Consider the following 25458-nt stretch of genomic DNA (forward strand, 5'->3'; position numbering starts at 1 on the left):
GTTGACAGTCTCTCCGGCGTGCAGATATAACCGTGCTGTTGCGGGTTTGGAAGCCGGTGGAAATCCGGCGCGGTCGCGCCACTGTGACCAGCGTGTCGAAAGCTCTTCGCGTTGGAAGTCAGACCCAGCCGCACAAACACTCTTTCGACTGAACGCGTCATTCCCGGAGGAATACATGTCTGACACCACTTTCGCGCCCGCAGCAGTGCCGGTACCGATCCCCGTAGGAGAAATCCTGCCCTGGGCGATTTTCGGCGGCCTGCTGATGCTCATCGCCCTTTATTTTGTCGGCACCGAGGAAGGCGCGATGGCGCTCTTCAACGGCATGTACGTACATGAATTCGTGCACGACGGCCGCCATCTCCTCGGCTTTCCCTGCCACTAAGGGAATACTGACATGGTTGGAAACCTTTTGCTTCGCGGCATGCTCGCGGGCCTGATTGCTGGCATCCTCGTTTTCGCTTTCGCCCACACCTTCGGCGAGCCGCTGGTCGACGCGGCGATTGCCTTCGAGGAGGCGAGCGCCCAGGCGGCGGGCGAAGCCGCCGAACCTGAGATCGTCAGCCGCGCCACGCAGGCCGGTCTCGGCCTTTTCACCGGCGTCATGGCCCACAGCGTTGCCGTCGGCGGGCTTTTCGCGCTCGCCTTCGCCTTCGTGCACGGTCGCTTCAGCAGCCTTTCGGCGCGCGGCACCTCGGCCGTCATCGCTATTGCCGCTTTCGTGGCGATCGTGCTCGTTCCTGCCGTCAAGTATCCTGCCAACCCGCCGGCAGTCGGCAATCCCGACACGATCGGCGTCAGGACCGAGCTCTTCTTCCTGATGATCGTCGTATCGCTCGCCGCGCTGATTGCGGCGGTGGTGCTTTCGCGTCGCCTTTCCGAGCGCTTCGGGTCTTGGAACGGCGCGATCATTGCCGGCATCGCCTATCTCGTCTTCATCGGCTTCGTGCTCTATCTGCTGCCGCCGATCAACGAGGTGCCCGAGAATTTCTCGGCGATGGTGCTCTGGCGTTTCCGCACGACCTCGCTCGGCATGCACGTGATCCTTTGGGCAGCGCTCGGTCTTGTCTTCGGCGCGCTGGCGGAAAGACGGCTTGTCGTCAAGGGCGGGCTGCGGCCGGCGTTTCGGTGATCGGGCGTACCGAGGCTGCCGCTTGCTACCCCTTCTCCCCAGCGGGGAGAAGGTGGCCCGAAGGGTCGGATGAGGGGGCCACACGGCACGCCCTGTATGTTGCCCTTCGTTTGCGCTCAGTGCATTCGCAGCTTTGCTGCTCACCCCCTCATCTGCCTGCCGGCATCTTCTCCCCGCCGGGGAGAAGGGACGTGTGGCGACGCCGCATTCCTCTCTCATCCACCAGGAACTCGAGGACCGGAATGTGGGACGCTGGAGGGATGGCACGCTACCTCTGCCGACTGCTTACCTTTCTTGGCCTCAGTGCTAGCTTGCTCTTCCTCGTCGCCGGAAGCGCCCTTGCCCACACCCGTAGCGCCGGTGGCAGCCATGCCGGGCTCGATATTCCGGAAATCTCCCATGGCGAGATGGCTGTCATTTCAGACTATCGCAGTGGGATTATCGACCTCGCGTCGCGGGCGATCGATACGAACGAGCCGTTCCGCCGCGTCCTGAACTATGCCGAGATCCAGTATTCCTACTGTCTGTGGGGCAGGGTGCCGGGCAGCGTGACGGATGAGGAAAGCCCGTTCAACGAATGCGCCCATGCCTATCTCGCGGCAACCAAAGCGGTGCTGATGTCGATGCGGGAGATGCCGCGAGAGGCGCCTGCCGCTGGCGAAATCATCTCCGCCATCGATGCCGAGATGGCAGGCCGCGGGCTTGCGCTCATCACTTGCCGTTTCAGCGGCGAGGCCTTCAACACGGCCGATATCGTCAAGCCGCACTGGAGCAGGGTGCCGCTTCATCCCGCCAGCATGGCGTCGCTGACGGGGCTTGCCTCCTTGCTCGGCCTTATGGCTTTTGCGCTTTGCCGCTTTCTGCGGCCGAGGGCTCAGTCGTCGGAATAGCGCTGCTCGCGCCACGGATCGCCATACATATGGTAGCCGTTCTTTTCCCAGAAACCGGCCGTGTCGTCGGGCATCAGCTCGATGCGGCGCAGCCATTTGGCGCTTTTCCAGAAATAGAGATGCGGTACGACGAGGCGCATCGGGCCGCCGTGATCCGGCGTCAGCGGCAGGCCCTCCCAGGAGGTCGCGAGGATCGCATCTTCGGCGGCGAAATCGGAGAGCGGCAAATTGGTGGTATAGCCGTCGTAGCTCGTCAGCATGATGTACGCTGCCGTCGATTTCGGCATGGCGAGATCGAGCAGATCGCGGGTCGAAACGCCCTTCCATTTGTTGTCGTAGCGCGACCAGGTGGTGACGCAGTGGATATCGCTCATCCCAGTGCTCTGCTCGATCGCCTGAAAATCGCCCCAGGCGAGCGTGAGCGGCGTTTCGACGAGGCCGCGCACCTCAAGCCGCCAGCTGTCTGTGGAAACGACCGGTTGCTGGCCGAGATCGAGCACCGGCCAGTTTTTGACGAGGTGCTGGCCGGGCGGCAGACGCTCGGCCTCGGGCCGGCTGATGCGGCCGGTCAGAAATTTTCCCTCTGCCGCCCAGCGGCGCTTGGAGCTGGTGAGCTTGCTGTCAGCCGGGGTCTGGTCGTCGCTCATGTGTGGTCTCCTTGCCGTGCAGCAATAGGACATCCGGCCCCACCGGGTGTCAAGTTTCGACAGGCCCTTGGAAATCCTCGCCCGCCTCGGATGCTGATCACCGAGAGCTAGCGCCTCTGCGGATGCTTCCCAAACCGCAATTGCGGACTTGACATGCAACCATTTGGTTGCCTATAAATAGAGTAACAGGCAACCAAATGGTTCCGTATAAAGACATGGATGATGATGCGGTTTTCCGCGCTTTGGCGGATGCGAGCCGCCGGCAGATGCTGGATCGGCTGCATGCGAGGAACGGCCAGACGCTGGGCGAACTCTGCCAGGGGCTCGCCATGACGCGCCAGGCGGTGGCGAAACATGTCGCGATCCTGGAGGAGGCCAATCTGGTTTCGTCCGAGCGCCAGGGCCGGGAGAAGCTGCATTTCATCAATCCGGTGCCGATCAACGCGATCGCGCAGCGCTGGATCAGCAAATTCGAGCGGCAGCACCTGAATGCGCTGGCCGACCTGAAGGAAACCCTCGAAGGCAAGGGCCGCAACTGACGGCCCTGCCATCAGGAGTGCTGACACTTGGCCAAAAGGAGTATCATCATGGCTGGCAGTACATATAACTACGTCACCTTTATCCGCACGACGCCGGAGCAGCTCTGGGCGGCGTTGACGACAGCCGAGTTCATGAAGAAGTTCTGGCTCGGCGCCCACTTCGAAACCGAATGGCGGGCAGGTGCTGCCTGGAAGCTTCTGTTCGAGGACGGATCAGTCGCCGATACCGGCGAAATCCTGGAATGTGATCCGCCGAAACGGCTCGTTCTGAAGTGGCGCAACGAATTCATGCCTGAGCTGAAGGCGGAGGGCTATTCGCAATGCGTGATGGAGATCGAGGCGGCGACCGAAACGGCCACCAAGCTGACGGTCACCCATTCCATCGCCGTCGAGAATTCCAAGCTCATCAATGCCGTCTCCGGCGGCTGGCCGCGCATTCTCTCCAACCTCAAGTCGCTGATCGAGACCGGCGAGGTGGTGCTGCCGCCCAAAAAATAGGGAGGTCACCACGGCACGATGGGTGGATTTCCACCCATCGCATCAGCCGTTTGTTTCCAAATCGACCCATGCTGCATCGCACCGTCGCAGAATTGTCTTTCGAAAGCGGCGCTTCTGGCGATCGCACTTGCCGTCCTCATCGTCTCTTCCTGCCGAGCTTCAGGAGGAAGCGCGAGGAGGTGTTCGTGGAAGAGGCCTGAGGGGTTGAACTTATGGGCTGTTTGATGAACAACGGATGATCTGACGCGGGCGCCGTTTGGGCGCCCGTTTCGCATGAAGGGATATCCAGGCCCATGAGCATTCCCGCCCGGATCAAGGACGATCTGCCGTTCCTCACCGCTTTGCGCCGCGATCTGCACGCCCATCCCGAACTCGGTTTCGAGGAGGAGCGCACGGCCGGCATCGTCGCGGGGCTTCTGGAAGAGGCCGGGATCGCAGTGCATCGCGGGCTCGCCGGCACCGGCGTGGTCGGCACGCTGCAGCTTGGCAACGGCACGCGCCGGATCGGGCTCAGGGCCGACATGGATGCGCTCGCCATGCCTGAAATGGCGGAGAGGCCCTATAAATCGACCATACCGGGGAAGATGCACGCCTGCGGCCATGACGGTCATACCGCGATGCTTCTCGGCGCGGCGCGGCATCTTGCGGCGACACGGAATTTTTCCGGTACGGTGCACTTCATCTTCCAGCCGGCGGAAGAGGGCCGTGGTGGGGCGAAGCGCATGGTGGAGGAGGGGCTCTTCCGGCTTTTCCCCTGCGATGCCGTTTTTGGCCTGCACAATATGCCGGGGCTTGCGGTTGACGAAATCGCTGTGGTCGAGGGGCCGCAGCTTGCCTCTTCCGACAGCTGGCGGATCACCTTTCGGGGGATCGGCACGCATGGCGCCAAACCGCATCTCGGCCGCGATCCGATCACCGCGGCCGGCACCTTCCTGTCATCGCTGCAGACGATCGTCGGGCGTGTGGTCGATCCGCTGCAGCCGGCCGTCGTCAGCGCCTGTTTCCTGCAGGCGGGCGACCCGAAGGCGCTGAACGTCATTCCCGATACGGTCGAGATCGGCGGAACGGCGCGAGCCTATTCGCCCGAGGTGCGCGACCAGCTGGAGGCCGAGATCGGGCGACTGGCAAGCGGAACGGCTGCCATGTACGATGTTGCTGTCGACTATCGTTTCGAGCGGCGGATACCGCCTGTCGTCAACGATCCGGACGCGACCGCCCGGGCGCTCGCGGCAGCCGGCATGGTGTTCGGCGGGAAGGTGCGGACAAACTTTCCACCGTCGACGGCCGGAGACGATTTCGCGTTCTTCGCTGAGAATGCGCCGGGTTGTTATGTTTGGCTCGGCAATGGGCCTGCGGTGGACGGGGCGCTGCATCACAATACGGCCTATGATTTCAAGGACGAGGCGCTGGGTTATGGGGCGGCTTACTGGGTGGCGTTGGTGGAGCGGGAGTTGAAGGTATAGCTGGAGTTTGAGGGGTTACACAGCACTGCCTTCGTCACACGATCTGTGCGTCCTGGCTTACAAAACCTCCAGCACCGGGCTTTCCAGTACCTTCCCCGTCACCACATCGGCAATTCCGCGGTCCGTCTGGTGCGGGCCGACATTGCAGGCGAGCGTTGCGCCGAAGCAGGCCTTGAAGACCCGGTAGGGCGGTTTCCAGTCGACGATCTTTTCCATGGCCTTGCGGATAGCGGCGAAGGCTAGAGCAGTGTCCTTCAGCGGTGCGTCGGTCACCAGGCCGGAGAGCGGCAGCGACAGGATCGCTTCGATGCGGCCGTCCTTGGCGACCGCCATGCCGCCGCCTGCCGATATGACGGCGTTGGCAGCGAGCGCCATGTCGCGTTCATTGCCGCCGAAGACAGTGAGGTTGTGGCTGTCATGCGAGACTGTGGTGCAGAAGGCGCCGCGCCACTCGCCCCAGCCGGTGAGGAACCCGACGCGTGTGATACCGTCGGCCCTGCCGTGGCGGTGGGCGACGGCAATCATCGTGCTGCCGGCCGGCGGTACGACGAAGCCGTTCCTGACCTCTGTTTCGGCCTCGCCCCATTGCGTGAAGCGGGGGCGGTCGATGGTGGCGACGCGGACGCGCTCGCCTTTCGCGGGGATGCGGAAATTACTCTCGGTGAATGGGGGCAACTTCACGGAATTGCGCAGCGGCACTGTGTCGAGCGGCTGGATGGCCGCTTCGATTCTGCCGTTGCGGGCGACGATGCGGCCGCCCGATATGACGAGCCGCGCCCGGAATTCTGTAAGATCCTCGAAGAGAACGAGGTCGGCGCGGCGGCCGGCGGCGACAAGGCCGAGATCGGAGCGCTTCAGCCGCTGAGCGGCGTTGAAGGTCGCGGCGCGCAATGCCCAGTCCGGTTTCATGCCGTAGCGCACCAGCCGGCGCGCAACGTCGTCGAGACCGCCACTCTCATAGAGTTCATCGGGAAAGACGTCGTCGGTGCAGAGTGTCACGGTTGCAGGCAGATGGCCGAGACCGTTCAGCATCTCGACGAATTCCTGCAACAGATGGTCGTGAGAGCCGCGCAACTCGATGGTCAGGCCGACGGCAAGTTTGGCGGCGAGGTCGGCGCCTGAGGTGAGTTCATGGTCGGAGGTGACGCCAGCTGCCATGAAGGCGTTGAGATCGGTGCCCTCCAGGCCGCGGGCATGGCCGCAAACAAGCTTGCCGGAGGCAAGGCCTGAGTTGACGATGGCGCTCATGCGCGGATCGCCGTCGATGACTCCGCGCATGTTCATGACTTCGGCAACGCCGCCAACGGCGGGAGAGCGCAACATCTCTGATATGACAGAGGCATCGAAATCGGCGCCTGCCAATTCCAGACCTGGTGCCGATGGCACGCAGGAGGGTGCGAGCAGGATCATGCGCAGCGGCAGCGTGCGGGCGGCCTCGACCGCCCAGCGCACACCGTCGAGGCCATGGACATTGCCGAATTCATGGGGATCCCAGACAACAGTGGTGACGCCGCGCGGCAATACGGCGCTCGCGTATTCGGCGGGGGTCACCATCGAACTTTCGACATGCATGTGCGTGTCGATCAGACCCGGCGTCAGGATGCTGCCCGTTGCATCGATGATCTCGACGGCATCGGTGCGGCTTGCCGGGGGATGAACACTTGCGATGAGCGCGCCGACCAGGCCGATATCCGCCTCCCGGATCAGGCCCGTCACCGCATCGAGCAGCCGTCCTCCGGTAATCAGCATATCGAAGGGTGCATCGCCGCGGGCGGCGGTGACAGCGCGGGCGCGCAAGACGGGATCGTTGAGATCGAAAGGTTCCTGGCGAGGAATGACGGTCATTTGCGGGCCTCGTTGACCAGGGCGGCGAGAATGATGACGCGCGCCATGTCGGGATCGATATCGGCGGCGAATTGCGCATTGAAAGTGGCGTGCGTCGCGCGGGTCTCAACGACGGTGCGGCCACGGGTGAATGTGCCCTGCAGCTCGACATCGATGCGCGCGGGGCGGAAGCTCACGATATCGGGTGCGATAAAGGCGACGGCGGCGGAGGGGTCGTAGACCGCCATGCCGGGGCGGCCGCGGCTGGTGCCGATATTGATATAGCCGGAAAACATATCGGCAATCAGCTCGGCATTGGCGCCGCCGGCATTGCGCACCGGCTCGACGTCTTCCGGCCTAGCCAGCACCTTGCGGCAGAGGTCGAGATCGACCATGCGCAGCGGCAGGCCATGGGCGATGATGATCGACAGGGCCTCCGGATCGGCGAGCGCGTTGAACTCGGCAGAGGCCGTATGGTTGCCTGATGTGACGCCGCCGCCCATCCAGACGAGTTCGGTGGTGCGGGCCGCGAGATCCGGACGGGCGAGCGCTACGGCGGCGATATTGGTGAGCGGGCCGAGCGCCAGGATGCGGTGCGGGCCCTGACTTTCCAGCCACCGGCAGAGCGCGGTGAAGGCATCGCTTTCGGCAAGGGCTGGGGCCTTCGGCAGGCTCTTGCCCGTTGTCGGGATGCCGGTTTCGCCGAGGATCGCCTGGGCGGTTTCGAGCCTGCCGAGAACGGGCACGGCGCGGCCGGTATGGATGGGAAACGCCCAGCCGAAGACGCTGGCGGCCCCGGCGGCGTTCATTCTCACCTGCGGCAACGGCGCATTGCCGAAAACCAGCGATATGCCGTCGATTTCATATTCCGACTGCGCCACCACCAGAATGGCGGCGATATCGTCAAAGCCCATATCGGTATCGATCCAGACGCCCATGATATCACCCGAAGCGCTTGAGGTTAGCCGCGCCGGCGACCGGCAGATCGAAGGCGAGCGCGCTGCCGATCTCGTGCGGCGGCAGGCTGGCATCGATCTCGGCCTTGATGGCTCCCAGCGGCGTATCGAGGAGATATTCGCGGCTATTGCCGGCGAAAGATGTGCCGCGCACGGTGCCTTGGAACGGACCAGCACCGAGGGTTACTGCACGCGGACGCCAGGCCAGGCCCGCCGAAGCTTGCGGCGCGGGACCGGAAAGCGCGATCGGGCCATTCGGCGTCATAAGCTTTCCTTCCTTCAGCGCGAAGACATTGTCGAAACCGACGAAATCGGCAACGAAAGATGAGACGGGATTATTGTAGATCTCCTCCGGCGTGCCGATCTGCTCGATGCCGCCGTTCAGCATCACGACGATGCGGTCGGCGAGCGCCAGGGCCTCCACCTGGTCGTGGGTGACAAAGATCATGGTGACGCCCGTCTCCTTCTGCACGCGCTGCAATTCGGCGCGCATTTCAAGACGAAGGCGCGCGTCGAGATTGGAAAGCGGCTCATCGAGCAGCAGCACCTTCGGCTCCATGACCATCGAGCGGGCAAGCGCCACACGCTGCTGCTGGCCGCCGGAGAGCTCAGCGGGCTTGCGGCCGGCGAAAGCCGAGAGGCCGACCGATTTCAGGCCGGCGCCGACGCGGGCATCGAGATCCGCGCCGGAGATCCCCTTGAGGCGCAGGCCGAAGGCGACGTTCTCGTAGACCGTCAAATGCGGGAAGAGCGCGTAGGACTGGAAGACGAGGCCGACGGCGCGCTTGTTGGCGGAGACGCGGGTGATATCGGCGCCGTCGAGACCGATGCGGCCGGAAGCCGGCGTCAGCAAGCCGGCGATGGCGCGCATCGTCGTCGTCTTGCCGCAGCCGGAGGGGCCGAGGAAAGCGACGAGCTCGCCTTTGCCGATCGCAAGGTCGAGGTTTTTCACCGCGACCGTATCGCCATAGGCAAGCGTCAGCTTGTCGAGTTGAAGATAGGCATCAGACATAACGCGAAAATCCCAGGAAGCGTTCGGCGAGGAAGACGATGCCGATCGAGAGGAAGGCGAGAAGGGCGGAAAGCGCCGCAATGGAGGGATCGTAGGTGGTTTCCATGTAACCCAGCATGTCGATCGGCAGCGTTCTCACACCCGGGCCGGAGAGGAAGAGCGAGACCGGCACCTGGTTGAAGCTGGTGACGAAGCCGAGGATGAAGGCGGCAAGAATGCCGCCGCGGATATTCGGCATCACCACGCGGAAGAAGGCGCCGAACCTCGAGGAGCCGAGCAGGACGGCTGCTTCCTCGATATCGGAGCGCAAATTGTCGAGGCTGGCTGAGACGACGCGCACGGCATAGGGCAGCACGAGGGCCGCATGGGCGAAGAAGAGGGCGAGTGTGATGTTGAAGCCGAAGGGCACGACGAGATAACGCAGCAATGCCAGGCCGACGATGATGCCGGGAACGATGATCGGCAGCGAGACGATCGTGCGGATGGTCTCGGCCGCGGGCAGCCGGTAGCGGGACAGGGCGTAAGCGGCGGGGATGCCGAGGAGGAGGGCTGCAAGCGTTCCGAAGACGGCGAGGAACATCGACATGGCGAAGCTGTCGCGGAAACTTTCGACGGTGAAGACCTTCATGACCCAGCGCAGCGACAGGCCTTGCGGCGGGAAGGCCAGCGTATCGCCCGCCGAAAGCGAAGCCGCGATGATGATCAGGAACGGACCGATCAGGAAGACCAGCAGCAGGAACAGGACAACAGGCGAAAACAGACGGATGCTCATCTGCGATTCCTCGCCGTCGCAAGGCGTTTCAGCAGGATATTGGCGGCAAAGCTCATGACGATCAGGATGAAGGCGATGACGCTTGCCGAGACGAAATCATTGGCGACGGAAACCTGCTGATACATCAGTGTTTCCAGCATCAGCACTTTCGAGCCGCCAAGGACGGCGGGGGTGATGTAAGCGGTAAGCGAGCCGGTGAAGACAAGCGTGCCGCCGACGACCAGTCCTTCCCGGGTCAGCGGCAGGACGACTTTCCAGAAAACCTGAAACCAGTTGGCGCCGAGCACGCGGGCAGCCGGGATCGCATCCCTCGGCATATTTTCGAGCGCGCTGATTAGCGACAGGATCATCAGCGGTAGGAAGAGCTGCAGGAGGCCGATGAAGACGGCGGTTTCGGTGAAGAGCAGGCGCACCGGCTCGGCGCTGAGGCCGAGACCCGTGATCGCCTGGTTGACGATGCCGGTGCGGCCGAGAATGACGATCCAGGCGTAGGTGCGGGCCACCGGCGAGATCATCAGCGGCAGGGTGACGAGGCCGATCATCCGGCCCTTGCCATTTGGCGGCAGGTTGACGATGGCAAAGGCCGCGGCATAGCCGATAACAGCCGAGACGGCAGTGACTTCGAGACCGAGGCGGAAGGAACGCAGAAAAACGGTGCGGTTCAGCGTCTCGGAAAAGAAGTGGGTATAGGCCGACAGCGTCCAGGCGCCGCCGGCGCGAAAACCCTCCGACAGCAGGATTGCGACAGGCAGCAGAAAGACCAGCGTCGCAAAGACGGCTGCCGGCAAGGCAAGCGCCAGGGCTTCTGCGCGGTTCTGGAACATGAGGCGCCTTTACACGAGGGGAGGGAGGTCCCGGCCGGCGCCGGGACCGGTTTTCAAGAGGCGTTTACTGGCCGACCTTCTCGTTCCACGTCTTCAGCCAGCCGGCGCGGTTGTCGAGGGCGATGGCAGACGGGATCAGCTTGAGGCTCTTGGCCGTTGCTTCGCCATAGGTGAGGTTGTTGGCGGCGGCTTCGGAAAGCTTGACCTCGCTATTGGCAGGGCTGTCGACCAGCTTTTCGGCGAGCTTGGTCTGGATCTCGGTCGAGAGCCAGAAATCCATGAACTGCATGGCGAGATCCTGGTTCTTGGAGCCCTTGGTCAGCACCAGCACGTTCATACCACCGGTCTGTCCCTCCTTCGGCGTTGCCCAGGCAATGGGGACGTCGAGCTTGGTGAAGCCAGCCCAGGAGAAGCGGCCGATCGGTGCTGCCCAGATCTCCTCCTGCTGCATGAGTTGCACGAGCTGCGAGGATTTTTCGTAGAAGGTGACGATGTCGTCCTTCTTCTCGCCTACCGCCTCGATAGAGCCCTTCAGGTCAGGCGTGTCCTTGCCGAGCGCCAGGCCGAGCATATAGAGGGCCGGCGGCCCTTGATTGGTGGTGACATTAGGGAAGGCGACGTGGCCGACATATTCCGGCTTCAGGAGATCGGCCCAGGAGTCGATCTTCATCTTGTCGGAGCGATAGGCGATCGAGGTGGCATAGAAAGTATAGCCGACGCTCATGCCGTCGCCATTCGGATCCCTGGCCAGCTCGTAGAGCTTGGCGAAATTGGCGAGCTTGGCGGTATCGATCTTGTCGATCAGGCCGGCGCGCGATGCGGCCAAGGCATCGGCCATGGAAACGGCGGCAAGATCGACGACGGGGCTGGTCTTGTTGGCCTCCATCTTGGCCAAGCGCTCGACGCTGTTGCCGGTCTCGACCACCAGCTTGCAGCCGCATTGGGCTTCGAAGGGATCGTAGACCAGCGTCTTGAAATCGTCCTGGGCAAAGGCATAGACGGAAATGGTCAGTGTCCGCTCCGCCGCGGCTGCGCCGAGCGGGGATAGAGCGGCAAGCGCCACCGAGGCGATGAGAATTTTTTTCATTTTACATGTTCTCCATCTCTGAGGTTTTTGGTGCCGGGTTCGCAGGCCCGGATGATTGGCGGACGATCAGCTGCATGGCGACGCGCTCGGTTTCTGCGGTAACGAGCATGCCCTCGCGGATGCTGTTTCTTCTGATGGTATCCACCAGCGCTGACACGGCAATCCCGGCAATCCTGTCCATGTCCATCCGCACCGTCGTCAGCGACGGCGTGACGACGGGCGACCAGATGAGATCGTCGAAGCCGGTGACGCTGACATCCGCGGGGACGGTGATGCCGGCCTGCTGCAGCTCGGTCAGCGCGCGTAGCGCCTGCAGGTCGGACAGGGCTGCGAAGGCGGTAAAGCCCTGCCTGACTTTTTCGGCGAGGCCGAGCGGGCAGCCGCTGCCGATATTCTGCTCCAGCCTCTCGATCCACAATGTTTCGGAATGCATATCCGGGCGCATGCCGGAGCGGATGCCACCGGCGCGATCGTTCTGGACGTTGGATTCCTGATTGTTGCCGATGATGAGGATGCGGCGGTGGCCGAGCCCTGCGAGATGCTCGGCGATCGCTTGGCCGCCCTGCCAATGGTCGGCGGCCACGGTATTGCCTGGTGTCGAGGGGGTATCGATGACGGCGACCGGACAGGCGGCGGAAGAAATGCGCGTGGCGCGGCGGGGGATGACGACCATACCGTCGACGCCGCGCTCGATCAGCCGATTGATCGCCTCGGTCTGGGTGGCGACATCGCCGCGGGAATCGGCAATCAGCACGCCGTAACCCGCGGCGGAGGCGGCGAATTCGATCGCCTGCGCGATCTTCGGAAACAACGGATTGGCGATATCGGGCAGGACCAGGCCGAGAACGCCGCTACGGCCGGTCCTGAGCGCCCGGCCGGCCTGGCTCGGGACATAGCCCAATTCGGCGGCATGTTCCCGGATTCTTTCGACCAGCTGGCCGGAGACCCGGCCCTTGCCGGAAAGCGCATTGGAAACCGTGGCGACGGAGACGCCGAGCGACGTCGCTATCTTGCTGAGGTTCGGACCCGGGCGTGGTGAAGCCATGATCTAGCGCGTTTTGATTAATCGTTTAATCAGGCTTATATCAGCCACCACCGCTTGTCGAATCCAAATTCCTCTTGTGCGCAACTATCCAATGCGGAGCGGTATGAAAAAAGCCCCGCGAGATGATCGCGGGGCTCTGTATGTTCCAGAAAGGCAAAGCCGATCAGCTCTTGGCGGGCTTTGCGGGCGCAGGCTTCACTGGCGCAGCGATCTTGCCGTCGGGAGCATAGCCGCCGCCGATCGCGATGTTCAGCGAGACATAGTCCTTGGCCATCTGCTGGACGGACTGGGCAAGGCTTGCCTGGGCGAGCGAAACCTGGCGCTGCGCGTCGAGAACGTCGAGCAGCGAGGAGGCGCCGTCCTTGTAGGACGCCGTCGAAAGTTCGAGCGTTTCCTGCGTGGTCTTCACCTGGGCCTGAAGTGCCGCGACCGTTTGAGCGTCACGCCGGACGGCCGAAAGTGCGTTTTCGACCTGCTCGACCGCAGTCAGCACCGTCGACTTCCAGTTCAGATAGGCGGTCGCGGCATTGGACTGTGCCGACTTGACGTTGGCGCGAAGGCGGCCACCATCGAAGATCGGCAGGTTGAGCGTCGGGCCGAAGGACCAGGGCGTCAGGCCGCCATGGATGCCACGCTGGTTGATGTAGGACGGCGAGATCGAGCCGCTAAGCGAGATGCTCGGATAAAGCTGTGCCTGGGCAACGCCGATATTGGCCGTTGCTGCAGCAAGATCACGTTCCGCGACGCGGATGTCCGGACGATTGCGGATCAGATCGGCCGGGATGCCGGAGGTGATGCCGCCGCGGAATACCGGCTGACCGGAGCCCTTCAGCAATTCATCGACAAGAGCCGAAGCCGGCAGGCCGAGCAGCGTGGCGATGTGATGGGCTGATATGCGGATATTGGTTTCGAGGCCGGGAATTTCGGCGAGCGTCGACTGGACGAGACCTTCGGCCTGAACGACGTCAAGACGCGAAGCAGCGCCAGCTTCAAGCTGGAACTTGGTCAGTTCGTAGGTTTCCTGGCGAGACTTCAGGTTGGCCTTCGAAAGCGCCAGGCGCTGCTGATAGAAGCGAACGTCGATATAGCTCGAGACAAGGTCCTGTACGAGGGTCAGCCTGGCAACGTCAGCCGATGCGTAAGCAGAATCGAGCGAAGCAAGCGCGCTCTCCGTGTTGCGCTTGTAGAGCCCGAAGAGATCGAGCAGCCAGCTCAGCTGGACGTCGCCGGCACTGGTGTTGCGCGTGTCGAGCTGCGTGCGCAGCTCGCCCCTCTGGCCGCTGACCGTGTGCGAGCCGCCGACCGTCAGGCTCGGCAGGCCGCCGGCGCCGGCGGTGGTGACGTTTGCGGAAGCTGCATTGATTCTTTCGATCGCCTGCTGAACTGTCAGGTTCTGATCGAGGCCGGCCTTGACGTAGCCGTTCAGTCTTGAATCCTTGAAGGCGGTCCACCATGCGGCAGTAGCAACATCGCCATCACTCTTGGTCCCACCCTCTCCAAATTTGGCGGGCAATGGCATTTCAGGAGGAACATGATCAGGGCCTACGACGCAGCCCGACAACAATAACAATAATGCCGGTGTGGCAAAACGAAGAGATACCATTCATTTCATCCTGTACTCGAGCAAGTCAATTCTTGTCCGAAGCTTCATGCTTCACAATCGGCCGCCGCGCCTCGTCCCACAAAAACACACACCGAAGCAGTCGGGCGCAATGTAGCAACGAGAACAGCATTATCACAGTGCATTTATATCACACTCCTGCCGCATTTTTGCCGCGTGTGGCAAAGATGCGTCGGATGACGACGAAAAACGACGGCACGAAGAAAATTCCCAGCATCGTCGCCGACAGCATGCCGCCGAGAACGCCAATGCCGATGGCATTCTGCGCCGCCGAGCCCGCGCCCGTCGCGATCGCCAGCGGCACGACGCCGAGAATAAACGCAAGCGAAGTCATGATGATCGGCCGCAGGCGCAATCGCGCCGCTTCCAGCGTTGCTTCGTAGAGCCCCATGCCGCTTTCCATGCGGTCCTTGGCGAATTCGACGATCAGGATCGCGTTCTTCGCCGCCAGCCCGATCGTGGTAAGCAAGCCCACCTTGAAATAGACGTCGTTCGCCTGGCCGAAAAACGTTGCCGCCGTCAGCGCGCCGAGAATGCCGACGGGCACCGCCATGATCACCGAGAAGGGGATCGACCAGCTTTCGTAAAGCGCTGCCAGGCAGAGGAAGACAACGAGAACCGAGATCGCGTAGAGCATCGGCGCCTGCGAACCGGAAAGGCGCTCCTGATAGGAGATGCCCTGCCAGGCGACCGTGTAGCCGCCGCCCAGTTGCTCGGTCAGCGCTTCCATCTCGTTCATCGCATCGCCGGAGGAAACGCCGGGTGCGGAGGCGCCGTCGAGCGGGATCGCGCTGACGGCGTTGAAGCGGGCAAGCGAAGGCGCGCCCTTCACCCATTCGGTTTTGGTGAAGGCGGAGAAGGGCACCATTTCGCCGGTGGCGTTGCGGGCATACCAGTGGTCAAGATCATCAGGCTGCATGCGGAAGGGCGCATCGCCCTGGACGTAGACCGGCTTGATCTCGCCGTTCAGCGTGAAGTCGTTGACGTCACGGCCGGTGAAGATGATCGACAGCATCGAATTCACCGAGGCGATATCGACGCCCATGGCGCCGATCTTTTCCTGGTCGAGCACGATGCGCATCTGCGGCTCGACTTCCTTGCTGCTGCTGCGCAGCGCCACGATCTTGCCTGATGTATTGCCCATCTGGATCAGCCGCTTGGAAGCCGCCGTCAGCGCATCGTTGCCATGGCCGCCGGTGTCGACGAGATACATGGAGAAGCCGCTCGACACGCCGAGACCCTGGATCGCCGGCGGCAGGAGCGCGAAGACTTGCGCTTCGCGCATCGCAAAGAAGCTGCGCAGCGCGCGGTTGACGACCGATTGGGCGCTCAGCTGCGGATCGGTGCGCTTTGAGAAATCCTTGAGCTTGGTGAAGACGATGGCGCTGTTCTGGCCGGAACCGTTGAAGCCGAAGCCCAGCGCGCCGAACACGGACTCGACGGCGTCCTTTTCATTCTCGCGATAATATTTCTCCACTTTCTCGACGACCGCCTGGGTCTGCTGGGTGGTCGAGCCCGGCGGCGTGGTGACGATGGTCAGCAGCACGCCCTGGTCTTCCTGCGGCAGGAAGGAGCTCGGCAAGCGGGTGAAGAGATAGGCACAGCCGGCACCGACGAGGAGAAAGACCAGCATGACGCGGATCGGACGCTGCAGCAGATAGCCGATGGCCCTGACATAGCCCTTGGTCGAGCGCGTGAAGTTGCGATTGAACCAGTCGCCTACGCGATGCTTCCTGTGCTCGCTGACCGGTTTCAGCATGCTGGCGCAAAGTGCGGGCGTCAGCACGATGGCGACGAGTGCCGACAGCAGCATCGCCGAGACGATGGTGATCGAAAACTGGCGATAGATGATGCCGGTCGAACCGCCGAAGAAAGCCATCGGAATGAAGACGGCGGTCAGCACGAGCGCGATCCCGACGATCGCGCCGGTGATTTCGCCCATCGATTTTTCCGTCGCCTCCAGCGGCGACAGCTTTTCCTCGGACATGATGCGCTCGACGTTTTCGACGACGACGATCGCGTCGTCGACGAGAAGGCCAATTGCCAGCACCATGGCGAACATCGTCAACGTATTGATCGAGTAGCCGGTGATGGCGAGCACTCCGAAAGTGCCGAGCAACACCACGGGAACGGCGATCGTCGGGATCAGCGTTGCGCGCAGATTCTGCAGGAAGACGAGCAGCACCACGAAGACGAGGACGATCGCCTCGATCAGCGTATGTACGACCTTCTCGATCGACAGTTCCACGAACGGCGTCGTGTCGTAGGGATAGGTGATCTCGACGCCCGCCGGCAGGCCGCGGCCGATGACTTCAAGCGCGGAGCGCACGCGGGTGGCTGTATCGATGGCGTTGGCGCCGATCGCCAGATTGACGGCGAAGCCGGTCGACGGCTGGCTGTTGTAGCGTGAACTGCCGCCGTAGCTTTCCTGGCCGATCTCGATGCGCGAGACGTCGCTCAGGCGGACTGTCGCACCGTCTTTTTCGACCTTCAGAATAATGTGCTCGAAGTCGGCGACGGTGGTCAGCTGGCTTTGCGCGGTGATGGTGACGTTGATCTGCTGGCCGGGAATCGTCGGCTGAGCCCCGAGTGAGCCGACGGAGACCTGGGTGTTCTGCGCCTGGATCGCCGATGTGACGTCGCTCGGGGTCAGCTGGTATTTCAGGAGCTTGTAGGGATCGAGCCAGACGCGCATGGCATATCCCGAGCCGAAGACATTGATGCTGCCGACGCCTTCCAGGCGCTGGATCTGATCCTCGATCGAGGTCGACATGATGTTGCCGAGGTCGACCGAATTGCGCTTGCCGTCGGTTGAAACCAGCGAGCCGACGAGAAGGATGCTCGAGGTCGAGCGCGTCACGCTGATGCCGGCATCGATGACGTCGCCTGGAAGCTGCGACTGTACCAGCTGCAGCTTGTTCTGCACCTGCACCTGGGCGATGTCGGGATCGACGCTCGTTCCGAAGGTGAGCTGGATGCTGGCTGAACCGGTTGACGAGGTCGAGGTCATGTAGGTGAGGTCGTCAAGGCCGGTCATGCCGTCCTCGATGATCGTCGTGACCGATTTCTCGACCGTCTCGGCGCTGGCGCCGCGATAGGTGGCATTGATGCGGACCGTCGTCGGCGCGATGTCGGGATATTGCGAGATTGACAGCGTGAAGATCGCCAAGAGCCCGGCGAGCATGATGGTGATCGCAATGACCCAGGCGAAAATCGGACGTCGGATGAAAAACTTGGCCATCGGTTGTTCCTGTGCGGCTGAGACGGTAACGATGCGGGGCCTTCAGCGATTACTTCGCTGCGGGCTTCCCACCGTCACCGGCCGCGGGCTGCTCGGCAGGCACGACCACGCCGTTGTCATTGATCTTCATCGGAACCGGCTTCACCGGCATGCCTGATGTGATCGACTGCAGGCCGCTGACGATCAACTGATCGCCGTCCTTGATGCCTTCGGTCACGAGCCAGGAATTGTTGGAGGGCGAGCTGTTCTCGAAGGCGCGGGTTTCGACCTTGCCGTCGGCGGACACGAATTGCGCCGTCAGCCGGCCGTTGGCATCGCGGCTCGTCGCCAGCTGCGGCAACGCATAGCCAGCCTCGGCGCCAAGCTCGACCGTTGCGCGGACATACATGCCGGGCAGGACGATACGGTCCGGATTGGGAAAGAGCACGCGGATGATGAAGGTGCCTGTGGTCTCACTGACCACCTGCTTCGACATGTCGAGCTTGCCCTGCTGATTGTATTCCTTGCCGTCTTCCAGGATCAGGTGGAAGGGGACATTGTCTGCGCCTTTGATGTTGCCTGCAGTCATCGCATCGCGCAGCTTGAGGAGATTGGTGCTCGATTCGGTCAGCGAGATATAGATCGGATCGAGCTGGCGGATCGTCGTCAGCGCCGTCGACTGGTTGGCCGAGACGACGTTGCCGACATTATAGACGGTCTGGTCGATAACGCCGTCGAAGGGGGCGATGATCCTCGTATGGTCGAGGTCGATCTGTGCGGCGGAAAGCGCTGCCTTTGTCGATTCGACTTCGGCCTTCGCCTGAAGCAGTGTCGTCTTGGCCGTTTCGAATTCGATCTGGGTCGCGCCGCTGCCGACGAGGCGCTGGTATCGTTCGAGATTGCTTTCAGCGCTCGGCACGCTCGCCTCGGCCTTGGAGATTGCCGCCTTGGCCTGCTCGACGGCAGCGATATAGGGCGCATCCTCGATCTGATAGAGAAGGTCGCCCTTCTTGATCTCGCCGCCTTCCTTGAAGGCGATCTCGCGGATGAGGCCGCTCACCTGCGGCCGGATGTCGGCCGTCTGGAAGGTTTCGGCGCGGCCGGGAAGGATCGTCGTGATCGGGAAATTATCTTTCTTCAGCGTGATCACGCCGACCGGGGCCGCCTGCTGCGCCGCGCCCGCGTTGCCGGCAGGCTTGCCGGCGTTGTCGCTGCAGGCGCCAAGCAATGCGCCGACCACCAGGGCCGAGGAGATGAGGAGGGCACGCCGTATCATTCTGAATCCCTGTGCGTTGGCAATCGCCGTTCGATCCACGGGCTCGGCAGGGCCGAGCGCAGGCTTATATAAGCGTCAGGATTGATTTGGCCTCAAATGCCACGATCCGAATTTAAGAAAAGCTTTACGAAGTGACGTAAGTCAGCAACCGTCACTTAGCAAGCTTTATTTTGCAGTGCGGCATCAACCAGGCACACGATTTCTTCGGCGCGGTGCACGAGCGTGTCCTTGTCGTCGCGGGCAATGAGGATGGGATGCAGCACGCAGGCGAGCACGTCGGCAACGGTATGTGCTGCGCGCTCGGGATTGCTGCAATGATAACATCCCTCTGCCATGCCCGTGCGGATGATCTCGCCGAGCTTCTCCTCGATTCGGGCACGATAGCGATTGCCGGCCTCGAGTTTGGCCTCGATGGTCGAAAGCACCATTTCGAAGAGGTAAGGGTTCTTCTGGATGTCCTGCAGATGGCTTTCCAGCAGGCGCAGGACGAAGCGGAGCAGCTGCTCCTTGGGCGGCAGGTCCTGGTCGAAGGCGGCGAAACGTTCGGTGGCGTTGTCGAGATGGCGCCCGGCGATCGCATCGACCAGTGCGACTTTGGAACGGAAATGCTTGAAAACGTTGGCGGGCGACATGTGGAGCGCAGCCGCGATATCGGCGATGGAAACCGCAACGAAACCGCGCTCGCGAAACAGCATCTCCGCCATGGAGAGAATGTCTTCCCGCGTTTCCTCGGCCTTGCGTCTCGGCCTTCTCGCCATCTGTCCCCCGCCGGGCCGAGCCCGATCCCCTTTTGGGTTGATGCTAGCGCATAAGCCCGAAAACCGGAATCGATTTTCGGAAAGGATTATGCGCCAATTCAAAGTGATAGAGTGTCCTAGCGCGTCTGCCGGACGCGCGCCGCTCTATTGCGATCGGGCGAAACGCCGCAAGCCGGTGATCGGCTCGGCGCTTTCATGCATCGCCATCAGGGGAAGTAGCGAGCGAGATTGTTTCGGATACGGGCAAGTGGCGTCTCGCCGCTGTCGTCGGGAACAAACCGGGTGCCGGTGATCGCCTCGTAAGCCCTGATGTAGACGGCCGAGGTCTGCTCGATCAGTTCGACCGGGATTTCGGGGATTTCGTCCTTATAGGGATCGCAGCGCTCCGCCACCCAGGCGCGGACGAAATCCTTGTCGAAACTTTCCGGGCGTTTGCCGGCGGCAAAGCTTGCGGGATAGCTTTCGGCAAGCCAGTAGCGGCTGCTGTCGGGCGTGTGGATCTCGTCGGCAAGGATGATATTGCCGTCGCCATCGGTGCCGAATTCATACTTGGTGTCGACGAGGATCAGGCCCTGCTTCGCCGCCATCTCCTGGCCGCGGGCAAAAAGGGCAAGCGCGTATCGCGACAGGGTCTCCCATTGCTGCCCTGTCAGAAGGCCGCGCGTGACGATTTCGGCAGGTGTCAGCGGCTCGTCATGACCGCCGTCGAATTCCTTGCTGGTCGGCGTGATGACGGGTTCGGGCAGGATCTGGTTGTCGCGCATGCCGTCGGGCAGCCGCATGCCGTACATCTCCCGCTCGCCCTTCTTGTAGAGCGTCAGGATCGAGGTGCCGGTGGTGCCGGCGAGATAACCGCGCACGACGATCTCGACCGGCAGGATGTCGAGCCGCTTTCCGATGACGACATTCGCATCGGGATAACCCAGAACGTGGTTCGGGCAGATATCCTTCGTCGCCTCGAACCAGTAGCGCGCCGTCTGCGTCAGCACCTGGCCCTTATAGGGAATGCAGGTGAGGATACGGTCGAAAGCGCTCAGCCGGTCGGTGCTGATGATGATGCGGCTCCCGTCCGGAAGGTCGTAATTCTCGCGCACCTTGCCGCGATAATAGTTCGGCAATTCCGGGAAATGGGCTTCGGAGAGGATTCGCACGACGCTCGACTGTCCTTATGATTGGGTGAAGGTTTCCTGCTCTAGTTCCATTGCCGGCGAAGTCAAGCAGAACCCCGAATATCGCATCACAGCCAGAAGAGAGCCAGGAGAAACAGAGCGAGACCATAACTTGTAACGGCAAGCGGCCAGCCGGCGCGCAGGAAGTCAGCGAAGCGGTAGCCGCCGATGCCCATCGCCAGCGTGTTGTTGTGATGACCGAAGGGTGTCAGGAAATCGAGCGAGGCGCCGGCGGCGACGGCAATCAGATAGGCGTTCGGCGCATGCTGGCCGGCTCTTGCGAATTCCAGCGCGATCGGGCTCAGGACGATCGCGACCGTCGCGTTGTTGACGAAGGGCGTCAGCGCCATCGCGAGGAAGAGGATGAGGGCGATGCCGATGAGCGGATGGGCGATCGGCACGACCAAGCTCAGCCAGCCGGCAATGGTTTCGGCCGCTCCGGTGGTCGCCACCGCCTGGCCGATCGGAATCATGGCCGCGAGCATGATGATGATCGGCCAATTGAGATCGGCCATTGCCTGGCGGATGTTCAGATGATTGAGCAAGGCGAGCACGAGCACGACGCAGGCAAAGGCGATATCGGGGCGCAAACCGGCCGCGGAGGCGGCGACGCCGCAGGCAAAGAGTGCGAAAGGCTGCCACGAGAAGAGGGCAGGTTCGGCCGGGACTGTTGGAGCAAGCGGCAAGCACTCGCTTTCCTCCAGCGCTTCGGTAATCGCCATGCGGGGGCCTTCCAGCGTCAATATATCGCCGATCGACAGCTGCAGATCGATAAAGCGGCCCTCGATGCGCGGTGCGCGCATGGAAAGAGCGGTGACCAGGACGCCGCGGTTGTGAAAGACTTCGAGCGAGCGGATGCGTGAACCCACAAGCGTGCTTTCCGGCATGACGACGCTTTCGACACGGGTAAAATCCGGGTGTAGGCCATGCGGATGGTCATCGGCGATCAGCGCCTGCGCGGCGGCAAGGCCGGCAAAGACCGCGTCCGCGCCTTCGGCAAGCAGTACATCTCCCGGTTCGATCGCCGACTGGTCGAGCGGACCGAAGACAAAATTGTCGCTGCGGATCAGCGCGTGCGGCTTGACGCCGAAACGCGACGGACACTCGGAAAGCCGTACGCCGATCAGCGGCGAGACATGAGGGACGCGACGCTCGACGACGATGCGGCGCACAGCCGATGAAACCGTTGGAGGGGCTTCGTCCGGTTCCGGAAACAGACGCTGTATACGAAGGGTGACGAGCAGAATGCCGGCGACTGCGACCGGCAGGCCGACATAGGCGAAATCGAAAAAGTGAAAGCCTGCACCGGTCGCCTTGGCGAGCGCATCGCTGACGAGAAGATTGGCCGGCGTGCCGATCAGCGAGACAAGGCCGCCGAGCAGGGCCGCGAATGAGACCGGCATAACGAGCTGGCGGCGAGGGATCATGAGCGCCGTGCCGAGCCTGAGGGCCACCGGCAGGGTGATCGCGAAGGCGCCGATATTGTTCATGAAGATCGAAATGAAGCCGGCAAGCGAGGATGTGCAGGCGATGACCTTGAAGTCCGAGGGCCTTGCGGCCGCGAAACGGGCCGCCAGACTGTCGAAAAGCCTGGCGCGCGCCAGCACCTGGACGATCAGCAGGATCTCGACAACGGTGATGACGACGGGACTGGCGAAGCCCGTGAAAATCTGGTCGGCCGGATAAAGACCGAGCGCGTGGCCGGCAAGCAGGCCGGCGATCGAGACGACTTCGATGCGGAAACGATCGAGCGAAAAGAGGATGAGCATCGCCAGCAGAAGGATCAGCAGGGATGCTTGCTCGAACGACATGGGCGGATCCGGTGGTTCATCGATCAGGCGGACTGTAGCCGTTCTTCATCTGCTGTACAGAGCGCCGGTCCGCAAAGATTGAACAATCCTCACGTCCTGCTTGAACTTCCTGGCGCCTGCCACCGGCCTGCGGCATTCCGCTCCAGCATGGGCGTTGCGAAGACGCCGACGGTGCGTGCCATCCATTGCGGCCCGGCGGCCGCCAGCCTTTCGCGCCAGCGCTTCGATTGCAACATGGCGGCACCGATGACGACCGGCTCGATACCGCAAGCCGTCAGCAGATCAAGGCCCGCAACGATCGAGGCGCCGCTGGAAATGACGTCGTCGATCAGCGCGACGCGCCGTCCCTCAAGCAGCGGCAGCATGCGTGGATCGATGTAGAGGCGCTTCTGCTGCGTCGGCGTGGTGATCGAGGACAGAGCGACGGAGAGTTCGTCGCGGTACCAGAATTTGCGCGAGGTGCCGAGCGGAACGAAGCGGCCGTGGCCAAGCTTTTGCGCAACGGCGGCGGCGAGCGTCAGGCCGAGCGTCGGCAGGCCGGCGACGATATCGGCGTGCATCGGCCTGATCTTTTCGGCGAGGCTTTCCGCCAGTGCATCGAGGACGGCGAAGCTCGCCTGATTGACGATCAGCGACGCGAGGGCATGATCGCCATCATCAAGCACCCGGATCGGCAGGCGAAGCTGGCGGCCGTCTTCCAGCGTGGCGACATAGAAGGAGGTGAACTCTCCCGCGTCGACAAAGGTGCCAGGCGGGTGAATTTCCTGCCAGAAGTCGTGTGGTGCGATGTCCGGGACGCCGGTCAATTGCGCCTCATCCTTTCCATGCCGGCGCGGCGGCGCAGCGCCTGCAATTCCGCGTCGCTCAACGTGCGTACGGCGCCTTTCGGCAATTCGCCGAGTTCCAACTCGCCGATCGCGACGCGCACGAGGCGCAGGCACTCGGTCCCGAGCGCCTCCAGCATGCGGCGGATCTGGCGGTTGCGGCCTTCGTCGAGCTCGACCTCGATCCATGAGTTCCTGTCGCCCTGGCGCAGGCGCCGCGCGGCGGTTGCCGTCAGCAATTCGCCGTCGTGGCGGATGCCTGACGTCATGGCGGCAAATGCCTCATCGTCCATGATGCGGTCGATCTGGACATGATAGGTCTTCGTTACATGCGTGACCGGATCGAGCAGGATCTGGGCAAATTTCGTGTCGTTGGTGAAAAGCAGCAGGCCCTCGCTCGCCTTGTCGAGCCGGCCGACTGGGGAGAGATGCGGAATGTCGAATTCCCTGAGGCAATCATAGACCGTTGGCCTGCCTTCGGGATCGTGGCGCGTGGTGACGAGACCACGCGGCTTGTTGAGCATCAGGTATATTTTCGTCTCGGCGACGACGACGAGGCCGTCGACGCTGATCTTTGCCGTGGCAAGATCGACCCATGCAGAGGCATCGCTGATGATGCGGCCGTCAACGGCGACGCGGCTTTCGGCGATCAGCCGTTCGGCCTGAGTGCGGGAGCAATAGCCGAGCTTGGAAAGGGCGCGGGGAAGGGTGACCCGCTTGGCCGCGGCATCGTCAGCGGACTTTGTCCGCGCGCGCGTTTTGTGCGGTGGCCGCCGCTCTCTCATCTGCCGTCCTTGTCCTGTCTCGATGCCATCTCTTGGCACGAACAGCGCGAGGATTCCAGCAAGGTAAGAAAAAACCGGGGGGATAGCGGATGCCGCAACCGAACGTCAGCGCTTCGAGGAAAAGCGCCGTCAGGCATGATAGAGGTTGCCCTGCCTTAGCGGCAGGCCATGAAGCCGGCCAGTTCCTTGCGGCTGACGACGATACCGGCAGCGGCCTTGTCGGGGTCGGGATGTGTATAAGACAGGCTCGGCATTTCCGGCAGTTCGAGTGCCTGACGCATATTCATGATACCGACCGCGTAACGGCCGTTGGCGCCGTCGACGCTGACTTCAATGATGCAGTTGGCCCTCTTGTTATCCATTGTAGTCCTCCCTTCGTTTTTTATATTCCCACCACTTGCATTAAAAATTGGTTTTTCTGAGACATAAGCATTTACGCACCCTGCCGAAAAATGGATCGGCGGGTGCGTAAAAAAGCTGGTTCTGGATGGATTTGGCGTTCAGCGCCACCAATGGCGGGGCTGGGGCTGCGAAGCGCCGGAAAGCAGATATCCGGCGAGGAACCCGATCGCGCCTGCAAGCGCCAGCGCAGTCGTCGTCGCTGCCGCGTGCTCGCGGGCAGCACCCGCGGCGGCAGCCCCTTCGGCCTTTATCTGGGCGACGGCGTTCTTTGCGCGGGGCAGGGCATCCTCGTAGGCCTTGCCGGCGCGGCCGCGCACCTCGTAATAGGCTTCGGCGCCCTGAGCGGAAATCATCTTCTGCAGGCGCGATACTTCCTGCTGAAGCGCGGCAATGTCCTTGCTCACAGATGCTCTGATGTCTTCGGTATTGGCAGCCATGTCGGTCTCCTTTCTTCAATGGGAGAGACAACACCTCAAACGGTGATAGGTTCCGAAATGCGGGCCGTTGATTTGTGACGGAAATTTAAAGCGCGCCGGTCGGAAGCGATTTAATCCTTCATTAACCATAAATTCGCTCAAGGCGCTGTTTTTTAGGCACCTTTCGGCCGCTGAGGATGCGGTTTCGATGAATTTTTGACCGGCTGATAAAGGAATTTTCGGGACTCCGACCCGAAAAGGCAGCCTGTGGATAACGGCGAGCGCCAAAAATCCTTGCCGAATCAACCTGTTACAAAAATGTCAAAAAACTTTGTTTTGGTGTGTTGACTGTTTGGGAGGGTTAGTTCTATAAGCCCACTCACTGAACGAGGGCGGCGGCGCTGCTGGCGACGAAGTCTTTCGTTCTAAAGAAACTCAAGCGGATTGGCTGATGCTGGTTTGTGTTCTGGACGCGAGTTTGGAGCGG

General features: G+C 62.2%; 24 protein-coding genes. 6 read left to right on the plus strand and 18 right to left on the minus strand.

What is annotated here, in order from left to right; all coding sequences use genetic code 11:
- The first annotated feature begins 175 nt into the window (after positions 1-175).
- The 3 genes from EFD55_RS21640 to EFD55_RS21650 all read left to right on the plus strand — a co-directional run bounded on the left by EFD55_RS21640 (position 176) and on the right by EFD55_RS21650 (position 2022).
- On the plus strand, positions 176-385 hold the full coding sequence (locus EFD55_RS21640) for a CbtB domain-containing protein (RefSeq protein WP_125847195.1): 210 nt from the start codon (positions 176-178) through the stop codon (positions 383-385).
- 12 nt (positions 386-397) lie between these two features.
- Entirely contained in the window at positions 398-1132 is a 735-nt protein-coding gene (locus tag EFD55_RS21645) for a CbtA family protein (RefSeq protein ID WP_125847197.1), read from the plus strand.
- Positions 1133-1392: 260 nt separating this feature from the next.
- Complete coding sequence (locus tag EFD55_RS21650; RefSeq protein WP_125847198.1) at positions 1393-2022, plus strand: hypothetical protein; 630 nt, start codon at positions 1393-1395, stop codon at positions 2020-2022.
- On the opposite strand, the gene EFD55_RS21655 is transcribed toward EFD55_RS21650, so the two are convergent.
- Positions 2007-2669 (minus strand): sulfite oxidase-like oxidoreductase, encoded by a 663-nt coding sequence (locus EFD55_RS21655; RefSeq protein ID WP_125847200.1) that lies wholly within the window; start codon positions 2667-2669, stop codon positions 2007-2009. The two genes, EFD55_RS21650 and EFD55_RS21655, sit on opposite strands and share 16 nt — an antisense overlap.
- A 215-nt stretch (positions 2670-2884) precedes the next feature.
- Here EFD55_RS21655 and EFD55_RS21660 point away from each other — a divergent pair, with 215 nt between their 5' ends.
- The 3 genes from EFD55_RS21660 (at position 2885) to EFD55_RS21670 (ending at position 5169) form a co-directional block, all read left to right on the plus strand.
- Positions 2885-3208: an ArsR/SmtB family transcription factor gene (locus tag EFD55_RS21660; protein ID WP_125847251.1), complete on the plus strand. Its 324-nt coding sequence runs from the start codon at positions 2885-2887 to the stop codon at positions 3206-3208.
- Positions 3209-3256: 48 nt separating this feature from the next.
- Complete coding sequence (locus tag EFD55_RS21665) at positions 3257-3706, plus strand: SRPBCC family protein (RefSeq protein WP_125847202.1); 450 nt, start codon at positions 3257-3259, stop codon at positions 3704-3706.
- Between the two features lie 293 nt (positions 3707-3999).
- Positions 4000-5169 (plus strand): M20 aminoacylase family protein, encoded by a 1170-nt coding sequence (locus tag EFD55_RS21670; RefSeq protein ID WP_125847204.1) that lies wholly within the window; start codon positions 4000-4002, stop codon positions 5167-5169.
- A gap of 57 nt (positions 5170-5226) precedes the next feature.
- Here EFD55_RS21670 and EFD55_RS21675 read toward each other — a convergent pair whose 3' ends face one another.
- From EFD55_RS21675 to EFD55_RS21755, 17 genes are all read right to left on the minus strand, one after another.
- Positions 5227-7014, minus strand: a complete 1788-nt coding sequence (locus EFD55_RS21675) for an adenine deaminase (RefSeq protein ID WP_125847206.1) — start codon at positions 7012-7014, stop codon at positions 5227-5229.
- On the minus strand, positions 7011-7931 hold the full coding sequence (locus tag EFD55_RS21680; protein ID WP_125847208.1) for a nucleoside hydrolase: 921 nt from the start codon (positions 7929-7931) through the stop codon (positions 7011-7013). Before EFD55_RS21680 ends, EFD55_RS21675 begins: the two co-directional genes overlap by 4 nt.
- A 4-nt stretch (positions 7932-7935) precedes the next feature.
- Positions 7936-8961 carry an ABC transporter ATP-binding protein gene (locus EFD55_RS21685; protein ID WP_125847210.1) on the minus strand — a complete coding sequence of 342 codons (1026 nt, stop codon included), beginning with the start codon at positions 8959-8961 and terminating at the stop codon, positions 7936-7938.
- Positions 8954-9733, minus strand: coding sequence for an ABC transporter permease (locus EFD55_RS21690; protein WP_125847212.1), 780 nt, complete (start codon positions 9731-9733; stop codon positions 8954-8956). Before EFD55_RS21690 ends, EFD55_RS21685 begins: the two co-directional genes overlap by 8 nt.
- Complete coding sequence (locus EFD55_RS21695) at positions 9730-10557, minus strand: ABC transporter permease (RefSeq protein ID WP_125847214.1); 828 nt, start codon at positions 10555-10557, stop codon at positions 9730-9732. Before EFD55_RS21695 ends, EFD55_RS21690 begins: the two co-directional genes overlap by 4 nt.
- Positions 10558-10621: 64 nt before the next feature.
- Entirely contained in the window at positions 10622-11644 is a 1023-nt protein-coding gene (locus tag EFD55_RS21700) for an ABC transporter substrate-binding protein (protein ID WP_125847216.1), read from the minus strand.
- Position 11645: 1 nt separating this feature from the next.
- The gene (locus EFD55_RS21705) at positions 11646-12689 is read right to left on the minus strand and encodes a LacI family DNA-binding transcriptional regulator (RefSeq protein ID WP_125847218.1); all 1044 of its coding nucleotides are present in this window, start codon (positions 12687-12689) and stop codon (positions 11646-11648) included.
- Positions 12690-12852: 163 nt separating this feature from the next.
- A complete protein-coding gene (locus tag EFD55_RS21710; protein ID WP_125847220.1) occupies positions 12853-14292 on the minus strand; it encodes an efflux transporter outer membrane subunit in 1440 nt (479 codons plus the stop codon).
- A gap of 148 nt (positions 14293-14440) precedes the next feature.
- Positions 14441-17551, minus strand: a complete 3111-nt coding sequence (locus EFD55_RS21715) for an efflux RND transporter permease subunit (protein ID WP_125847222.1) — start codon at positions 17549-17551, stop codon at positions 14441-14443.
- A gap of 49 nt (positions 17552-17600) precedes the next feature.
- On the minus strand, positions 17601-18806 hold the full coding sequence (locus EFD55_RS21720) for an efflux RND transporter periplasmic adaptor subunit (RefSeq protein WP_125847224.1): 1206 nt from the start codon (positions 18804-18806) through the stop codon (positions 17601-17603).
- Between the two features lie 155 nt (positions 18807-18961).
- Complete coding sequence (locus EFD55_RS21725) at positions 18962-19564, minus strand: TetR/AcrR family transcriptional regulator (protein ID WP_125847226.1); 603 nt, start codon at positions 19562-19564, stop codon at positions 18962-18964.
- A gap of 206 nt (positions 19565-19770) precedes the next feature.
- Positions 19771-20715, minus strand: a complete 945-nt coding sequence (locus EFD55_RS21730; protein WP_125847228.1) for a phosphoribosylaminoimidazolesuccinocarboxamide synthase — start codon at positions 20713-20715, stop codon at positions 19771-19773.
- A gap of 86 nt (positions 20716-20801) precedes the next feature.
- Positions 20802-22544 (minus strand): SLC13 family permease, encoded by a 1743-nt coding sequence (locus tag EFD55_RS21735; protein WP_125847229.1) that lies wholly within the window; start codon positions 22542-22544, stop codon positions 20802-20804.
- 89 nt (positions 22545-22633) lie between these two features.
- The gene (locus tag EFD55_RS21740) at positions 22634-23332 is read right to left on the minus strand and encodes a phosphoribosyltransferase (RefSeq protein ID WP_376774102.1); all 699 of its coding nucleotides are present in this window, start codon (positions 23330-23332) and stop codon (positions 22634-22636) included.
- Between the two features lie 14 nt (positions 23333-23346).
- A complete protein-coding gene (locus tag EFD55_RS21745; RefSeq protein ID WP_125847233.1) occupies positions 23347-24153 on the minus strand; it encodes a pseudouridine synthase in 807 nt (268 codons plus the stop codon).
- A 155-nt stretch (positions 24154-24308) separates the two neighbouring features.
- Positions 24309-24515 carry a hypothetical protein gene (locus tag EFD55_RS21750; RefSeq protein WP_125847235.1) on the minus strand — a complete coding sequence of 69 codons (207 nt, stop codon included), beginning with the start codon at positions 24513-24515 and terminating at the stop codon, positions 24309-24311.
- 138 nt (positions 24516-24653) lie between these two features.
- Entirely contained in the window at positions 24654-24992 is a 339-nt protein-coding gene (locus EFD55_RS21755) for a hypothetical protein (RefSeq protein ID WP_125847237.1), read from the minus strand.
- Positions 24993-25458 lie beyond the last annotated feature (466 nt).

Origin of the sequence: Rhizobium pisi (assembly GCF_003938655.1) — a bacterium.
GTDB lineage: Bacteria > Pseudomonadota > Alphaproteobacteria > Rhizobiales > Rhizobiaceae > Rhizobium > Rhizobium pisi.

Bases quoted from the DNA above. Each gene is read 5' to 3' on its own strand.
- EFD55_RS21640 (WP_125847195.1), top strand. From the start codon at position 176: ATGTCTGACACCACTTTCGCGCCCGCAGCAGTGCCGGTACCGATCCCC.
- EFD55_RS21645 (WP_125847197.1), top strand. From the start codon at position 398: ATGGTTGGAAACCTTTTGCTTCGCGGCATGCTCGCGGGCCTGATTGCT.
- EFD55_RS21650 (WP_125847198.1), top strand. From the start codon at position 1,393: ATGGCACGCTACCTCTGCCGACTGCTTACCTTTCTTGGCCTCAGTGCT.
- EFD55_RS21655 (WP_125847200.1), bottom strand. From the start codon at position 2,669: ATGAGCGACGACCAGACCCCGGCTGACAGCAAGCTCACCAGCTCCAAG.
- EFD55_RS21660 (WP_125847251.1), top strand. From the start codon at position 2,885: ATGGATGATGATGCGGTTTTCCGCGCTTTGGCGGATGCGAGCCGCCGG.
- EFD55_RS21665 (WP_125847202.1), top strand. From the start codon at position 3,257: ATGGCTGGCAGTACATATAACTACGTCACCTTTATCCGCACGACGCCG.
- EFD55_RS21670 (WP_125847204.1), top strand. From the start codon at position 4,000: ATGAGCATTCCCGCCCGGATCAAGGACGATCTGCCGTTCCTCACCGCT.
- EFD55_RS21675 (WP_125847206.1), bottom strand. From the start codon at position 7,014: ATGACCGTCATTCCTCGCCAGGAACCTTTCGATCTCAACGATCCCGTC.
- EFD55_RS21680 (WP_125847208.1), bottom strand. From the start codon at position 7,931: ATGGGCGTCTGGATCGATACCGATATGGGCTTTGACGATATCGCCGCC.
- EFD55_RS21685 (WP_125847210.1), bottom strand. From the start codon at position 8,961: ATGTCTGATGCCTATCTTCAACTCGACAAGCTGACGCTTGCCTATGGC.
- EFD55_RS21690 (WP_125847212.1), bottom strand. From the start codon at position 9,733: ATGAGCATCCGTCTGTTTTCGCCTGTTGTCCTGTTCCTGCTGCTGGTC.
- EFD55_RS21695 (WP_125847214.1), bottom strand. From the start codon at position 10,557: ATGTTCCAGAACCGCGCAGAAGCCCTGGCGCTTGCCTTGCCGGCAGCC.
- EFD55_RS21700 (WP_125847216.1), bottom strand. From the start codon at position 11,644: ATGAAAAAAATTCTCATCGCCTCGGTGGCGCTTGCCGCTCTATCCCCG.
- EFD55_RS21705 (WP_125847218.1), bottom strand. From the start codon at position 12,689: ATGGCTTCACCACGCCCGGGTCCGAACCTCAGCAAGATAGCGACGTCG.
- EFD55_RS21710 (WP_125847220.1), bottom strand. From the start codon at position 14,292: ATGGTATCTCTTCGTTTTGCCACACCGGCATTATTGTTATTGTTGTCG.
- EFD55_RS21715 (WP_125847222.1), bottom strand. From the start codon at position 17,551: ATGGCCAAGTTTTTCATCCGACGTCCGATTTTCGCCTGGGTCATTGCG.
- EFD55_RS21720 (WP_125847224.1), bottom strand. From the start codon at position 18,806: ATGATACGGCGTGCCCTCCTCATCTCCTCGGCCCTGGTGGTCGGCGCA.
- EFD55_RS21725 (WP_125847226.1), bottom strand. From the start codon at position 19,564: ATGGCGAGAAGGCCGAGACGCAAGGCCGAGGAAACGCGGGAAGACATT.
- EFD55_RS21735 (WP_125847229.1), bottom strand. From the start codon at position 22,544: ATGTCGTTCGAGCAAGCATCCCTGCTGATCCTTCTGCTGGCGATGCTC.
- EFD55_RS21745 (WP_125847233.1), bottom strand. From the start codon at position 24,153: ATGAGAGAGCGGCGGCCACCGCACAAAACGCGCGCGCGGACAAAGTCC.
- EFD55_RS21750 (WP_125847235.1), bottom strand. From the start codon at position 24,515: ATGGATAACAAGAGGGCCAACTGCATCATTGAAGTCAGCGTCGACGGC.
- EFD55_RS21755 (WP_125847237.1), bottom strand. From the start codon at position 24,992: ATGGCTGCCAATACCGAAGACATCAGAGCATCTGTGAGCAAGGACATT.